At 74.5% G+C, this 14588-nt stretch carries 13 protein-coding genes; 4 read left to right on the top strand and 9 right to left on the bottom strand.

Annotation, left to right across the window (positions count from 1 at the left end; genetic code table 11):
- Positions 1-92: 92 nt before the first annotated feature.
- Both LDL48_RS36370 and LDL48_RS36365 read left to right on the top strand, forming a co-directional pair.
- Positions 93-1442: an ABC1 kinase family protein gene (locus LDL48_RS36370; protein ID WP_225259698.1), complete on the top strand. Its 1350-nt coding sequence runs from the start codon at positions 93-95 to the stop codon at positions 1440-1442.
- Complete coding sequence (locus LDL48_RS36365) at positions 1421-2836, top strand: LVIVD repeat-containing protein (RefSeq protein ID WP_225259697.1); 1416 nt, start codon at positions 1421-1423, stop codon at positions 2834-2836. The genes LDL48_RS36370 and LDL48_RS36365 overlap by 22 nt, the downstream gene beginning before the upstream one ends.
- On the opposite strand, the gene LDL48_RS36360 is transcribed toward LDL48_RS36365, so the two are convergent.
- From LDL48_RS36360 to LDL48_RS36340, 5 genes are all read right to left on the bottom strand, one after another.
- Complete coding sequence (locus tag LDL48_RS36360; RefSeq protein ID WP_225259696.1) at positions 2802-4022, bottom strand: MFS transporter; 1221 nt, start codon at positions 4020-4022, stop codon at positions 2802-2804. The two genes, LDL48_RS36365 and LDL48_RS36360, sit on opposite strands and share 35 nt — an antisense overlap.
- A gap of 132 nt (positions 4023-4154) precedes the next feature.
- The gene (locus LDL48_RS36355; RefSeq protein WP_225259695.1) at positions 4155-4475 is read right to left on the bottom strand and encodes a hypothetical protein; all 321 of its coding nucleotides are present in this window, start codon (positions 4473-4475) and stop codon (positions 4155-4157) included.
- 2 nt (positions 4476-4477) lie between these two features.
- Complete coding sequence (locus tag LDL48_RS36350; protein ID WP_225259694.1) at positions 4478-6034, bottom strand: MFS transporter; 1557 nt, start codon at positions 6032-6034, stop codon at positions 4478-4480.
- Positions 6035-6101: 67 nt separating this feature from the next.
- Entirely contained in the window at positions 6102-6458 is a 357-nt protein-coding gene (locus LDL48_RS36345) for a YciI family protein (protein WP_225259693.1), read from the bottom strand.
- A gap of 126 nt (positions 6459-6584) precedes the next feature.
- Entirely contained in the window at positions 6585-7538 is a 954-nt protein-coding gene (locus LDL48_RS36340; protein ID WP_225259692.1) for a hypothetical protein, read from the bottom strand.
- A gap of 289 nt (positions 7539-7827) precedes the next feature.
- On the opposite strand from LDL48_RS36340, the gene LDL48_RS36335 reads away from it, so the two are divergent.
- Together LDL48_RS36335 and LDL48_RS36330 are read left to right on the top strand one after the other, a co-directional pair.
- Complete coding sequence (locus tag LDL48_RS36335; protein ID WP_225259691.1) at positions 7828-10275, top strand: LuxR C-terminal-related transcriptional regulator; 2448 nt, start codon at positions 7828-7830, stop codon at positions 10273-10275.
- A 19-nt stretch (positions 10276-10294) separates the two neighbouring features.
- Entirely contained in the window at positions 10295-10717 is a 423-nt protein-coding gene (locus LDL48_RS36330) for an acyl-CoA thioesterase (RefSeq protein WP_225259690.1), read from the top strand.
- 23 nt (positions 10718-10740) lie between these two features.
- Here LDL48_RS36330 and LDL48_RS36325 read toward each other — a convergent pair whose 3' ends face one another.
- The 4 genes from LDL48_RS36325 to LDL48_RS36310 are packed head-to-tail and all read right to left on the bottom strand — an operon-like array spanning position 10741 to position 14587.
- Entirely contained in the window at positions 10741-11403 is a 663-nt protein-coding gene (locus LDL48_RS36325; protein WP_225259689.1) for a class I SAM-dependent methyltransferase, read from the bottom strand.
- Between the two features lie 15 nt (positions 11404-11418).
- Positions 11419-12609 carry an NAD(P)/FAD-dependent oxidoreductase gene (locus LDL48_RS36320; RefSeq protein ID WP_225259688.1) on the bottom strand — a complete coding sequence of 397 codons (1191 nt, stop codon included), beginning with the start codon at positions 12607-12609 and terminating at the stop codon, positions 11419-11421.
- Positions 12609-13658 (bottom strand): LLM class F420-dependent oxidoreductase, encoded by a 1050-nt coding sequence (locus LDL48_RS36315; protein WP_225259687.1) that lies wholly within the window; start codon positions 13656-13658, stop codon positions 12609-12611. Before LDL48_RS36315 ends, LDL48_RS36320 begins: the two co-directional genes overlap by 1 nt.
- Complete coding sequence (locus tag LDL48_RS36310) at positions 13658-14587, bottom strand: alpha/beta hydrolase (RefSeq protein WP_225259686.1); 930 nt, start codon at positions 14585-14587, stop codon at positions 13658-13660. The genes LDL48_RS36315 and LDL48_RS36310 overlap by 1 nt, the downstream gene beginning before the upstream one ends.
- Between the last annotated feature and the right edge of the window lies 1 nt (position 14588).

Here is a 14588-nt window from a genome sequence, read left to right as displayed (position 1 = left end):
CGTGCCGTGTTTATTGCCGCACCATCCTCCGGACCAACATCCCCGGAATACCGGCGAGAATGGGCCCCAGGTCCCCGGAGAAAGGAAAGTACATGGCTTCGGCGAATTCCACCAGTACGGTTCCCGCACCCGCCTGGAGTTCGATCCTGAGCCGTGCCGCCGCCACCACGGCCCGCGCCGCGTGCACGCTGCCCGCGCTGGCCGGCGGCACCCTGGTGGTCCGGTCGGTGGCCGGACGGGACGCCGCCCAGCGGTACGCCGCCCGGCGCGTGGTCCGGCTGCTCCAGCGCCTCGGCCCGGCCTTCGTCAAGGCCGGGCAGCTCGTCGGCACCCGCCGCGACCTGCTCCCGCCGGCCGTGGTCGAGGAACTGGCCACGCTGCAGGAGGCGGTCCGGCCGATGCCGGCGGCCCAGGCCCGGCGGGCGTTGCGGCAGGAGTACGGCGCCGAGCTGGACACCCTGTTCCGGGACCTGACGCACGAACCGGTGGCCAGCGGCAGCATCGCCTGCGTCTACCGGGCCACCCTGGCCGACGGGCGGCCGGTCGCGCTCAAGCTGCGGCGGCCCGGCATCGACCGCCGGATGGCCGCCGACCTGGCGCTGATCCGTGCGCTGACCCGGGTCGTGGCGCGCCTGCCGCGCCTGCGCGGCGTGCCGGTGGTGGCCATGGTGGACCGGGTCAGCGAGGCGGTGCAGGGCCAGGTGGACCTGACCTCCGAACGTGCGCACCTGGCCATGCTGGGCCGCACCCTGAGCCGGTTGCCGACGGCCGTGGTTCCCGGCGTGCACCACCAGGCCTCCCGCGCCGGCTGCCTGGTCATGGACTTCGTGGCCGACCTGCGCCTGGACGCGGTGGCGGACAGCGGCCGGCTGGTCCGCACCCGGCTCGCCCACGCCACCCTGGACGTGGTCTTCGAGATGCTGTTCGTCAACGGCTTCGTGCACTGCGACCTGCACCCGGGCAACCTGTACCACCGCACCGACGGCCGGGTCGTGGTGCTCGACGCGGGGTTCTGCGTGTGGCTGGACGAGGACACCCGCTGGGACTTCAGCCAGTTCTTCTTCAACTTCGGCCGAGGCAACGGCCGCCGCTGCGCGGAGATCGTGATCGGCAGCGCGGCCGGCCGGCACCCCGACGCGGACACCGAACGGTTCACCGCCGGCGTGATCGACCTGGTCCGGCGGACCAGCCGGGTGCCGGCCCGGGACTTCAGCCTGATCGCGTTCACCGCCGAGCTGTTCGACCTGCAGCGCAGCTGCGGCCTCTACGCCTCCCCCGACTTCGTGTTCCCGCTCGTCTCGATCATGGCGATCGAGGGCACCCTGCGGGACCTGGAACCCGGGCTGGACTTCCAGGCGGCGGCCATGCCGGCGCTGCTGGAGGTGCTGGCCACCCGACCGACGACCGGAAAGGAAACCCGATGCCCGTCCCCAAGCGACTGACCGCCGCCGCGGCGGTCGTGCTGCTCACCGTCACCCTCGCGACCACCGCCGGCGCCCCCGCCGGCGCGGCTCCGCCGGGTCCGCCGGGTCCGCCGGCACCCGACGAGATCCGGCACAGCCCGAACATCCGGCACCTGGCCACCGTGGCCAAACAGCCGCCGTTCGACGCCGAGCTGGCGTTCGGCACCGACCTGGCCTTCGCCGGCGACCTGGCGGCGGCGGGCAACTACGACGGCTTCACGCTGTACGACATCGCCGACCCGGCCCGGCCGCGGATCCTCAGCCAGACGCTCTGCCCCGGCTCGCAGAACGACGTCTCGATCGCCGGTGACCTGCTGTTCCTCTCCACCGACTCGTCCCGCAGCGACGACTCGTGCCGCAGCACGCCGCTGCCGGCGACCGCGAAGACGGCGTGGGAGGGCATCAAGATCTTCGACATCGGCGACCCGGCCGCGCCGCGCTACCTGGCGGCGGTGGAGACCGCCTGCGGCTCACATACCCACACGCTGGTACCCGAGCACCGCCGCGACTCGGTCCTGCTCTATGTGTCCTCGTACGGCCCGGACCCGGCGTTCCCGGACTGCCTGCCGCCGCACGACCGGATCACCGTCGTCCGGGTGCCGCTGCGCGACCCGGCCGCCGCGGCGGTCGTCGCCCGGCCGGTGCTGTTCCCCGGCGGCGGGCATCCCGGCCGGCCCGGCGAGTTCCCCGGCCCCTACACCGTCCCGACCAGCGGCTGCCACGACATCACGGTGCTGCCGGAACGGGATCTGGCCGCCGCCGCCTGCATGGGCGACGGGGTGCTGCTGGACATCTCGGACCGGCTGCGACCGCGCCCGATCGACCGGGTCCGGGACCGCAACTTCGCGTTCTGGCACTCCGCCACGTTCAACGACGACGCCACCAAGGTGGTGTTCGTCGACGAGCTGGGCGGCGGCATGACCGCGGCCTGCGCCCCGGAGATCGGCGCCACGCGCGGGGCCAGCGCGATCTACGACATCGTCGGCGGCCGGTTGCGCCCCGCCTCCTACTTCAAGATCGACCGCCCGCAGGGTACGACCGAGAACTGCGTCGCGCACAACTCCTCGCTCATCCCGGTACGCGGCCGCGACGTCCTGGTGCAGGCGTTCTACCAGGGCGGAGTCTCGGTGTGGGACTTCACCGACTCGCGCCGGCCCCGGGAGATCGGGTACTTCGAACGGGGACCGCTGCCGGCCGACCAGGTGCCGGCCGGCGGCTCGTGGTCGGCGTACTGGTACAACGGCCACATCTACTCCAGCGACATGCGCAAGGGCCTGGACGTGCTGCGGCTGGACGATCCGCGTACCGCCTCCGCGAACCGGGTGCGGCTGCCCGGACTCAACCCGCAGACCCAGCCCTCGTACCGTCGCTGACCGGCGCCGGGGTGGACGCCTCCGCGCGCCGCCACACGCCGCGCAGCACCGCCGCCACCAGCGACACCGCCGCCAGCAGCAGGAACGCCGTGGCCGGGCCGGTCAGATCCGCGACCAGCCCGGCCGCCGGCTGCAGCACCGCGACGGCCAGCGTCAGCAGCAGGCTCTGCAGGGACAGCACGGTGGCCCGTACCCGCGCCTCCAGCCGCTGGTTGAGCAGGTCCGACAGGACCGGCCGCAGACAGCCCTGGAGGAACCCGACCACCAGCATCAGCGCGAACGCCACGCCCCAGGCCGGCACCACGGCCATCAGCACGAACAGCACCCCGAACAGCGGCGGCACCGCGGTCAGCCAGCGCGGGCGGGCGTCGCGGGCGATCACCCGCGGCCCGAGGCGCGACCCGGCGACCCCGGCCAGGCGCAGCATCAGGAACAGCACCCCGAACCAGGCGATCGGCACCGCACGGGCGTCCAGATACGGCTGGAACAGCACGAAGACCAGCAGCCACGGCATCACCCCGACGGCCGCGCCGAACAGCATCAGCGGGCGCAGGCCGCGGCGGCGCCGGATCAGGTCGGCGGCGTCGGCCAGGGTCTGCCGGTACGACCGCCGCCCGGGATGCGCCGCCGGCGGCTCCCGCAGCGCCAGCAGGAAGACCAGGCCGGCCGCGGTGCACACGCTGGTGGCGACCAGCGGCAGGTGCAGCGCCACCCCGGCGAGCAGGCCGCCGGCCACACTGGAGACGCCCTGGGCGAGCTGCGTGATGGCGAACGACCGGCCCGCGACGTGCTCGTAGGCGTCCTCCCGGCCGGACTCCCGCAGCGTGTCGTAGAGCAGCGCCATGTCCGCCCCGGACTGCAGCGCCAGACCCACCGACCAGACCAGGTACGCGCCGAAGATCAGCCAGTACCCCGGCAGGAACGCCACCAGCGCGGTGCCGCCGGCCACCAGGACGGTGCCGATCAGCAGGCTGATCCGGCGGCCCACGGTGTCGGCGAGCGCCCCGGTCGGCACCTCGGCGAACGCGGACACCAGCCAGGACGCGCCCAGCATCACGGTCACCTGGGTGAGGGTCAGGCCGCGGCCGGTCTGCATGAAGACGATCCAGACCGGCATGAACAGCATGAGGTTCGTGCAGGCCTGGTACAGATAGATCTTCCGAACGTTGCCGGCGTAGTCGCTCATCGCATCGCGCCTGTCTCGACGGGGCGCGCACGGACCTTTTCCGGAACGCGCCGGAACGACCGCAACGTTACCGGCGGCGCGCAATTCCCGGCTCAGCGTTTGTTGCCCCAGGAATTGCGCGCCGCTCCCTTTCTAGCCTATTTTCTCGCCGGCCAGCCGTGCGTATTCCGGCCATTGTGCGGACTCGTCCGCCGGGAGCCACACCCAATCCTTCATGGGCCGCCCGCCGGCCGGATCGAATTCCGCCGCACCGGGCAACCGCTGCGCCGCGGCATGCGCCGCACTGCCGTTGCCGAGCTTGACGGCGGCGCCACCGGAGTGCAGCGCGACCACCGCCTTGCCGCCGTACTTGAGGCAGCGCAGGCCGAACATCTTGCCCTCGGCGAAGCCCTCCGCGGCCAGGGCCGCGGCGAGTTCGCTGAACGCGGCGTCGGCCTTGCTGTCATCCACCATGATCATCCTCCTTGGCTGGTGCTCGGTGCGGGGCCGGACAGGCGGGTCTCGGCCGGGCGCGGTGGTTCGGCCGGGGGCGCGGCCTGGTCCGCCGAGGGCTCGGCCCGCTCCGCCGGGGGCGCGGCCCGCTCCGCCGGGGGCGCGGCCCGCTCCGCCGGGGGCCGGCCGGGCAGCATGACGAGCGCCAGGACCACGCCGAGCAGGGCGAGCGCCGCGCCCACGTACAGCGCGACCCGGAACCCGCCGGTGAGAGACTCCGCCGCCGGGCCCGCCGGGGCGGCGCTGGCCGCCAGCGCGATCAGCACCGCCAGCCCGATCGCCCCGCCCACCTGCTGGGTGGTGTTGATCAGGCCGGAGGCCAGGCCGGCCTCCTCGCGGCGCGCGTCGGCGGTGCCGGCGATGGTCACGCTCACCACCCCGAGGCCCAGCCCGACGCCGATCAGCAGCGCCGGACCCAGCACGTCGCCCAGGTAGGTGCCGTCCGGCGACAGCTGGGCGAACCAGGCCAGGCCGGCGCACGACGACGCCAGGCCCAGCGCGGCGGTGATGCGGAGGCCGTAGCGGGCGATGAGCTGCGCCGCGAGCGCGGCCGCCGCGACCATCATGGCCAGGGCCAGCGGCAACTGGCCGAGGCCCGCCTGGAACGGACCGAATCCGAGCACCTGTTGCAGGTACAGCGTGACGAAGAAGAAGAACGGGAAGATCGAGGCGGTCATCAGCACGGCCAGGATGTTCGCCGAGCGCAGCAGCCGGTGCCGGAACACCCGCAGCGGCACGAGCGGGTTGCGGGCCCGGGACTCGATGCCGACGAACGCGACGAGCAGCACGGCGGCGACCGCGAGCAGGCCGAGGGTGCGGGCCGACGCCCAGCCGGCACCGGGCGCGCCGACCACGGCGTACGCCAGCACGGTCAGGCCGCCGGTGACGGAGAACGCGCCGAGCAGGTCGAACGACCGGTCGGTGCCGGTGGCCCGTTCACCGGTGAGCAGCACCGGGGCGAGCAGCACCGCGGCGATGCCGATCGGCACGTTCACCGCGAGGACGGACGGCCAGCCGAGCCACTCGGTCAGGACGCCGCCCAGCATGAAGCCGGCCGCACCGCCCAGCCCGGACATCGCGCCGAAGATGCCCAGCGCACGGTTGCGTTCGGCGCCGGCCGCGAACATGGTCACCACCAGCGTCATCGCGGCGGGTGACACCAGCGCGCCGCCGAGGCCCTGCACGGCACGGGCCAGCACCAGCCAGAGCGGCGTCTGCGCGACCGCGCCCAGCAGCGAGGCCGCGGTGAACAGGACCAGGCCGGCGATGAACATCCGGCGGGCCCCGACCAGGTCGGCCATCCGGCCGCCCAGCAGCAGGAAACCGCCGAACGCCAGAGCGTAGGCGTTCGTGACCCAGGCCAGGTCCTCGGCGGCGAAGCCCAGGTCGGTCTGGATCGTCGGCAGGGCGACGTTCATGATGCCCGAGTCGAGGGTGAGCACGAACTGGGTGGACGCCAGCAGGGCCAGCGCGAGACCGAGCCGGGCCTGCGGGACACGGGCTTGCGGGACAGCAGTCACCGGACCTCCAAAGGGAACGGGAGCACGGGCCGCGCCGGGGGACAACACGGCCCGTGCGGATCGGGCGTCAGGCCGCGCTCTCCCAGATCGGCCGCACCTCGGTGGCCGCGCCGGTCGGGCACATCCGGGCGATCTCCACCGCCTCGTCGAGGTCCTTGACGTCGATGACGTAGAAACCGGCGAGCTGGGCCGGCTGTCCCGGCGCGAACGGCCCCTCGGTGGCGGTCAGCGTGTCCCCGTCGCCGGCGCGCCGCAGGGTGACCGCGCTGCCGGAATCCTTGACCGCCTCGCCGGAGTACGCGATGCCCTTGTCCTGGAGCATCTTGGTGAAGGCGCCGTGCTCGGCCAGCGCCGCCTCCAGTTCCTCGGGCGGCGCCGCCTGCCAGTCCGTGTCCTTCTCGAACAACATGATCATGAACTTCATGTCAGCTCCTGGAGTGCGGTCGCGCGGGACCGGCCCTGGTCGTCGCGCGACGATCGTCGGATGGCTTCCCGAGGTAGTCGCGCACCGGACCCCGGAATCGACAGCACCGGGAAGAAATTTCCGGCGTCACGTGTACGGCATGGTCGGGAACCAGCCGAACCCGAAGATGGCGGGCACCCGGACCACCCAGTACACGACCGTGAACACGCCGAGGGCGATCAGCAGTGAACCGGTCACCGCCATGGCCCGGCGCGGGCTCGCCGTCATCAGCCGCAGGAAGCCGCCCCGGGTGACCGCGGTGAGCAGCGCGAACAGGGCCACCACCAGGAGCACGTTGCCGAGCGACTGGAGCACGAAGGCGGCCGCACCGTTCAGCGGGTTGCCGGTGTCCACGGCCCAGTGGAACAGCTTGTTGAACAGCGGGTACGGCCGGCCGATCAGGAAGCCGCCGATCAGCGCGCCGAGCACCACGACCCGGGCCCGCGGCCGCCCGGCGAAGACGTCCGGGATCACCCGCAACGCGGCCAGGCCGATCAGCAGCAGCGCCAGCCCGATCACGCCGAACACCACCGACGACTGGATGATGCGTACCGGCATCTCCCCCACCGTCCGGGTGGAGAGCTGCGGGAGGCGGTCGCCGAGCAGCACCCCGGCGAAGCCGTACACCGCCGAGACGGTCACCATGCCGAGCGTGAGGTAACCGACCGGGGCGAGCAGCGCCCGCCAGGTGCCGGCCGGCCGGGCCCGCGGACCGTCGCCGGCCTGGGCCATCGGGCCGATCGAGGCGGCCATCGCGATGTTGCAGGCGGTGAACGTGCCGGCCAGCCCGGAGACGAAGGCGAACACCAGACCGGCCGTGGTGCCCGCGATGGCGCCGGATCGGGCGTCGTACCCGAGCAGGCGGTCGGCGACGTTGTCGCCGATCACCCGGTCGACCAGATGGTACGACCAGAGCACGGCCAGGGCGATTCCGGCGAGGACGCTGGCCACGACGATCCGTCCGGTGCGGACCGGACGGTCGGGTGCGGTGGCCACGGGTGTCGACAGTGGACGGGACAGGGGCTCATGCGTGGCGGACATGAGCGCGACGCTGCCATCGGCCGGACAGACCGACTCGGTACATCTTGCTGACCTGGCCGGCCAGACATCATTTGGCACAGTCCCGCGGCGCCGGGAAACGTCGCGGCAACGCGCACCGCACGCACCGGAAACCGGACGTTCATCCAGGTCAGCGCAAGGTGGCACGCTCGATGCCGGCAACCGGACCACGCACCGCAACGTTCACATGATATTGACAGTCGTAGAAATCCGGGACGTACGATCGCGTCCTGAGGCGGGCCGAACCACCTGATGTCGGGGGACCGGTGTGATGGCAGACCGATTACTGGGCCGCGAACGCGAGCTCACCCAGATCTGCGGAGTGTTGGAGACGCTGGGCGACCGGGCCCAGGGCGAGGTGGTGCTGATCGAGGGCCCGCCGGGCAGCGGCAAGACGCGGCTGCTGGAGGACACCCTCGCGGAGGCGCAGCGGCGCGGCTTCACCGTCATGGACCGTCCCGCCGGGCGGGCCGGCGCGGTGATCGACGTGCACGAGATGGGCGCGCTGCTCGGCGCCCGCTCCTGCCGCGCCGCCGACGCCACGGCCGGGCCCTGGATCGCCGCCGTGGACGACCTGCACCTGGCCATGTCCGGGGCGGGCCCGGCGCCGTTCCGGCTGCGCGAGCAGATCGCGGCCGAACCGCTCGTCTGGGTGCTCACCGCGCCGTCCGGAGAACCCGGGCCGGAGGTACGGCGGCTGCTCGCCCGGAGCACCGTGCTGAGCCGGATCGAGCTGGGACCGTTGCCGTGCGACGCCGTCGTCGCCCTGGTCGCCGGGCGGGCCGGCGCGGTGCCGGCGGACGACCTGCGGGCCGTGGTCGCCACCGCCGCCGGCAACCCGCTGCTGATCGTCGAACTGGTGGAGGGACTGCGCGAGGAGGGCGGCATCGAGGTCCGGGACGGCCGGGCCCACCTGCTGGCCGACCGCGTCCCGCGGCGCGTGCACGAGGTGGTGCGGTACTGGTTCAGCGCGCTCTCCCCGCCGGCCCAGCAGTTCCTCCAGATCGCCGCGACCCTCGGGCAGACGTTCTGCTTCGAGACCGTGGCCGGCATCCAGGGCGGGACCGCGGCCGGGCTGCTGCCGGTGCTCAACGAGGCGATCGCGGCCGGGCTGCTGCGTTCCGTCGACGAGCAGACCACGTTCGTGCACGGCCTGGTGTGGCGCGCCATCGCGGAGAACGTGCCCCCGTCGGTTCGCCACGCCCTGCACCGGCAGTTCCGCGGGACACCACGCGACGGCGCGGCCGTGGGCGCGAGCGCCGACGCGCTCGTACCCGCCGTCCTGCTGGCCCGCGCCACCCTCACCGAACCGCTCGCCGCCGACGTCGTCGACGACCTGCGCCGCCTGCTCGCCGGCACCCCGGCCACCTGCCGGCTGCCCGGCACGGCCGACCCGGTGGGCGCCGCGGCGGACCGGATCGTCGGCCTGTTCGGCACGGACACGGCCGCGGTGACCGCCGAGGCGCGGACCATCGTCGCCGCCCACGCCGACCGGCCCGCGGACGCCGACCTGCTGGCCGCCACGACCGTGCTGTCCAATCTCAGCTGGGCGGCCGGGCAGCTGGACGACGGGCTGCACTGGGGCCGGACGGCGGCACTGTCCGCCGACGACTCGGCGCCCCCGGCCTGGCGTCCCTACCCGCGGCTGACGCTGGCCGCCAAACTCGCCGAGATCGGCCGGCGGTCCGAGGCGGAACGGCTGATCCAGGAGGCCCGGGACACCATCGCCCGCCTGGGCCTGTCCGCCCACCAGGCCCCTCCCCTGGTCATCCACGCCCGGATCCTGCTGCAGGCGGGTCGCACCAGCGACGCGTACGAGCGGGCCCAGGCCGGCCTGGCCCTGGCCGCGGAGGCGCCCAGCCGGTGGGTGACGCCGTACGCGCAGGCGGTCCTCGCGCTGGTGACGCTGCGGCTGGGCGACATCACCACCGCCGCGGACCACGTCTGGCGGTGCCGGGCGGCGGCCCGGGCGTACGGCACCGTGTTCCCGTCGGTCCGGATCGGCTGGTGCGAGTTCCTGATCGCGGTGGCCCAGCTCGGCGAGCAGCGGGCCCTGGACCTGCTCACCACCCGGCACGCCGACCTGCTGTCGCAGCGCTCGCTGTACCTGGAGGAACCGGGTGCCGCGGCCTGGCTGATCCGCATCGCCCTGGCCGCCGACCAGGTCGCGCTGGCCGCCAGCGTCGCCGCCACCGCCGAGGAACTGGCCGCCGCGAACCGCGGCTTCCCCACCGTCCGGCTGTCCGCCCGGCATGCCCGTGGGGTGCTCGACCAGGACCCGGACGCGTTGCGGGAGGCCGCCGCCGGCCACGGCGACCCCTGGGCCGCGGCGCTGGCCGAGGAGGACCTCGGCCGGCTCGGACGCTCCGGGCACCCGGTGGGTTGCGCGGAGACCGCCGAACGGCTCGGCCGGGCGCTGGCCGGCTTCCAGCGCATCGGCGCCCGCAACGACGCCGCCCGGGTGAGCACGCTGCTCAACTCCGGCACGCCGGCGCCGGTTCCGGCCGCACCGAACGGCACGGAGGTGACCTGGGCCCGGCTGAGCGACACCGAACAGGCGATCATCCGGTACGTCGGCGAGGGGCTCACCAACCGGCAGGTGGCGCGCCGGGTTTCCCTGTCGCCGCACACCGTGAACTATCACCTGCGGGTGTTGTTTCGTAAGTTCGGGGTGGGTTCCCGTGTCGAACTCGCCCGCCATCTGCCGCACGCCGACTGATCCGCCCGGAAGGACGCCCGTGCCGACACCGTTCACCGTCCCGGTCACCGTGCGCGTCTACGAGACCGACTCCCAGGGCCACCTGACCAGCAGCGCCTACCTGCAGTACGCCGAGCACGCGCGCTGGGAACTGCTGCGCGCCGCCGGGATCCGCCAGGCGGACCTGCTGGCGCACGGGATCGGGCCGGTCAACCTGGAGACGACCATCCGTTTCCACCGGGAGGTGCTGGCCGGCGACGAGGTGGGCGTGACGTGTGCCTTCCGGTGGGGCGACGGCAAGACGTTCCGGGTGGAGCAGGGGCTGCACACCGCCGGCGGCGACCCGGTCGCCGAGGTGCTGAGCGTGGGCGGGCTGCTCGATCTGCGCGAGCGACGGCTGCTGCCCGGCCCGGGCGGACACTTCCGGGCCCTGGCCGACCGGCCGGAGCTGCTCGGCCTCTGACGACCCGGCGCCGGCCGGACCGGTCAGCGGCGGCGGACCGCGGCGAACAGCGCCGGCACCTCGGCCGGGGTGGCCGCGCCGGGCAGGTACACCACCATCGTGGCCGCGGTCAGCTCGTCGACCTGCCACCCGTCCGCGAACGCCTCGGTCACGTCCGCCGGCCGCAGCTGCGGCATCCGGCTGGTGAGCGTCCCGGGCAGGCCCACCGCGGCGAAACGCTCGCGCATCACCGCCGCGGAGCCGCCGTCGAGCTCCAGCAGGAAGACCGTCGCGCCGGGGCGGCAGACGTGGCGCAGGGCCCCGGCGTACCGCCGGCGCAGGGTGGCACCGCACGAGTCGAAGAGCCCGCAGTCGACCACCGTGTCGAAGCGCTCCGGCCACGATCCGATCCCGGTGGCGTCGGCGGTGTCGAAGCGGACCTCCAGGCCCTGGGCGACGGCCTTCTCCCGGGCCCGGGCCACCGCCACCGGCGAGATGTCGAACCCGTGCACCCGGTGGCCGTGCGCCGCGAGCAGCAGGGCGTTCTCCCCGGTGCCGCAGCCGGCGTCGAGCACGTCGCCGCGGATGCGGCCGGACCGGTCCAGCTCGGCGATCACCGGCTGCGGTGCCCCGATGTCCCACGGCGCCCGGTCGCCCAGCGGGGTACGGCCGGCGTAGATGGCGTCGAAGGTGGCGCGGCTGGTCATGGTGCGGCCTCCGGGTCAGTGTCGTACGGCGGCGGTCAGGTCGGGGGTGGCCAGGTCGCCGCTGGGCCGGATGCCGGCCATGGTGGCCAGGAAGCGCTCGGTCAGGGCGGGGTCCGCGGCGACGGCCCGGAGCAGGCGCAGCCGCCGGCGCGGGCGTAACGCGGCGGTGGCGAGGGCGTCGCGGTAGCCGTCCCGGACCAGGTCGTCGCGGCGCGCCGCGTAGCCGGCCAGGGCGGCGTCCAGCCTGGTGGGGTCGTGCAGGTCGGTGCCGACCGCGTCGGCGAGCGCCTGCGCCTGGTGGAACGCGTCGGTGATGCCCCGGGCGGTGATCGAGTCCTTGTGGTGGCCGGCGTCGCCGACCAGGGCCCAGCCGGGACCGGCCGCCTGGCGCAGGTAGTTGCGCTGGTCGCCGCTGCCGTACAGGCGGTCCGCGGGGGTGCCGGCCGCGATCCGCTCGTACAGGCCGGGTGCCACGGTGCGCAGGCAGTCGTGGTGGGCGCGGTGCGCGTCCGCCCGGATCGCCGGGAACTCGGACTGCGGGAAGTACGTCGCGACCAGCGTCAGGCCGTCGTTGGTGGGCACCGAGCCGGCCCAGCGGCCGGTGGTGCCGTACGCCTCGAAGCCCGCGTCCACACCGGCCACGAACGTGTAGTAGACGCAGGTCAGCAGCGGATGGGCGGCGAGCAGGACGGCACCGGTGGCGGCCGCGGTCCGGGACCGCATGCCGTCCGCGCCGACGATCAGCGGGGCCCGCTCCGGCACCGTCCGCCCGCCGTGGCGCCAGCGGACGCCGGTGGCCCGGCCGTCGGTGAACGTGACGTCCTCGACCGTGCAGCCGGGCCGGAAGTCGACGCCGGCCGCCACGGCCGCGTCCGCGAGGATCTGGTCGAGCAGGTACCGGCGCGGTGCGTACGCCGCCCGGATGCCGTCGACCGGTGGGACGCTGCCGGCCAGGCGTACCCCGTCGACCTGGTGGACCACCCGCTCGATCGGCGGGCAACCGGTGGCGGTGACCGCGTCCAGCACGCCCCAGCGGTGCAGCAGCGCGATGCCGGGCTGGTGGATGTAGAGCGTGGACAGCGTGTCGCGGGGGAACCGGGCACGCTCCAGCATCAGCACGCGGTACCCCGCGCGGGCGAGCAGCATGGCGGTGGCGGCACCGGCACACCGCGCGCCCACCACGATCGCGTCGAAGCCGCCGGCCATCAGTCACCGACCCCCGACTTGTCGAACGCCTCCGCGACGGTGCGCAGGGTCCGCAGGCCCGTGCCGGCGTCGCGGCCGCCGGGCAGCACCGAGAGGGTACGCACGCCGGCGTCGGCGTAGGCCCGGATCCGCTCGGCGATGGCCGGCACCTGGCCCACCAGGCAGGTCCGCTCCACGAACGACAGCGGTACCGCGGCCGCCGCGGACCGGTAGTCCCCGTCGAGGTAGTGCCGTTGCACCCGGGCGGCGGCCGCGGCGTACCCGATCCGGGCGGCGTGCCGGTTGTAGAAGTTGTGCTCGCGGCTACCCATGCCGCCGAGGAAGTGGGCGGCGTGCAGGCGCAGCCGGTCGGCGCACTCCGCCGGGTCGTCGCCCACCGCGACCGGCACGGTGACCGCCACGTCCACGTCGTCCCGGTGCCGCCCGGCGCGGCGCAGCCCGGTGCGCAGCGCGTCGAGCTGGTCGCCGGCGGACTCGGGCGCGAAGAACACCGACAGCCATCCGTCGGCGATCTCCCCGGCCAGCGCGATGTTGCGGGGTCCCACCGCGGCCAGGTAGACGGGGACCGCGGCGCGGACCGGCCGCATGCCCAGTCGCAGCGCCGCGCCCTGCCCGGCCGCGTAGTAGTCGCCGGCGTGCACCAGCCGTTCCCGGCGGAGCGCCATCCGCACCACGTCGACGTACTCCCGGGTCCGGGCCAGGGGGTGGTCGAAGCCGGCGCCGTGCCAGCCCTCGGCCACCTGCGGTCCGGAGACCCCCAGCCCGAGGTGGAACCGGCCGCCGGAGAGCACGTCCAGGGTGGCCGCGGTCATCGCGGTCATCGCCGGGCTGCGCGCCGGGATCTGCATGGCGGCGGTGCCCAGCCCGATGCCGGTGGTCCGGGCCGCGAGCCAGCCGAGCAGGGACACCGCGTCGGAACTGAACGCCTCGGCGGTCCACACCATCGCGTAACCGAGCCGTTCGGCCGCCGCCACCAGGGTCGCCGACACGTCCGGCGGCGGGCCGCCGCCCGCGGTGCCGAGATAACCGAGGTTCAGGCCCAGTCGCATCAGCGGTCCCTCCCCGGCACGCCGATCGCCCTCGCCAGGAAATCGAGGACGGCGCCGGTGTACGTCTGCGGCGCCGCCGTCATCGTCTTCATGTGCGCGGCCCCGGGGATCACCACGACCTCGGCCCGGGGGCAGCCCGCGGCCACCCGGCGCACCTCGGCGGACGGCACCAGCCGGTCCGCGTCACCGGTCACGAAGAGCAGCGGGGTGTCGGCGTACCGCGGCTGGGCGGCGGTCGGCGGCCATGGCGCCGGCCAGCCCATCGTGACCGCGCTGAGCCGGCGGTAGGTGGCCGCCAACAGCCGGTACGCCAGGGACGCCGGTGGCATCGGCGGTACCGGCAGCAGCCCGGAGCGCAGCAGGTTGTCCGCGGTGCCGGCGGGCCGGTCGCTGGGCCCGCTGTCGCAGATCACCGCGTGCACCGGGTCGGGCAGCCCGGCGACCGCGTGCAGCATGGCGAACGAGGCCAGCGAGAAGCCGTACAGCGCGACCCGGGTGCCGGGCCCGGCGGACCGGGCCCGGGCCCACCGGACGACCGCCTCGACGTCCTGTCCGAACCGCCGGTGGTAACCGGTCAGGGCCCGGTCGTCGAAGCTGGCACCGTGGTTGCGGAAGTCGAACATCAGCACGGTGTAGCCGGCGTCGGAGAGGAACCGCGCGTACCGGACGCTGCGCGCCTTGTCCTGGCCGAGGCCGTGCCCGACGACCACGATCCGCGCGGGATCGCCGGGGCACAGCCATCCGCTCAGCGCGCGCCCGGCTCCGGCCGGGACGGCGACCTCCTCGGTGGCGAACCCGGGCCGGTTCGGGTCGCGGGCCGCCCGCCGGGGCGGATGGCAGGCGGCGTAGGCGAGCCGGGCCGCGACGACCGGCGCCAGCGCGAGCCGCACCGGCGCGGCGCGCCCGGCCGGGCGGTCCCGGGTCGACACG

The organism is Jidongwangia harbinensis, assembly GCF_020216025.1.
Taxonomy (GTDB): Bacteria; Actinomycetota; Actinomycetes; order Mycobacteriales; family Micromonosporaceae; genus Actinoplanes; species Actinoplanes harbinensis.
The sequence above is the reverse complement of the archived record's forward strand: the minus strand, read 5'-3'. Positions and strand labels throughout refer to the sequence as shown.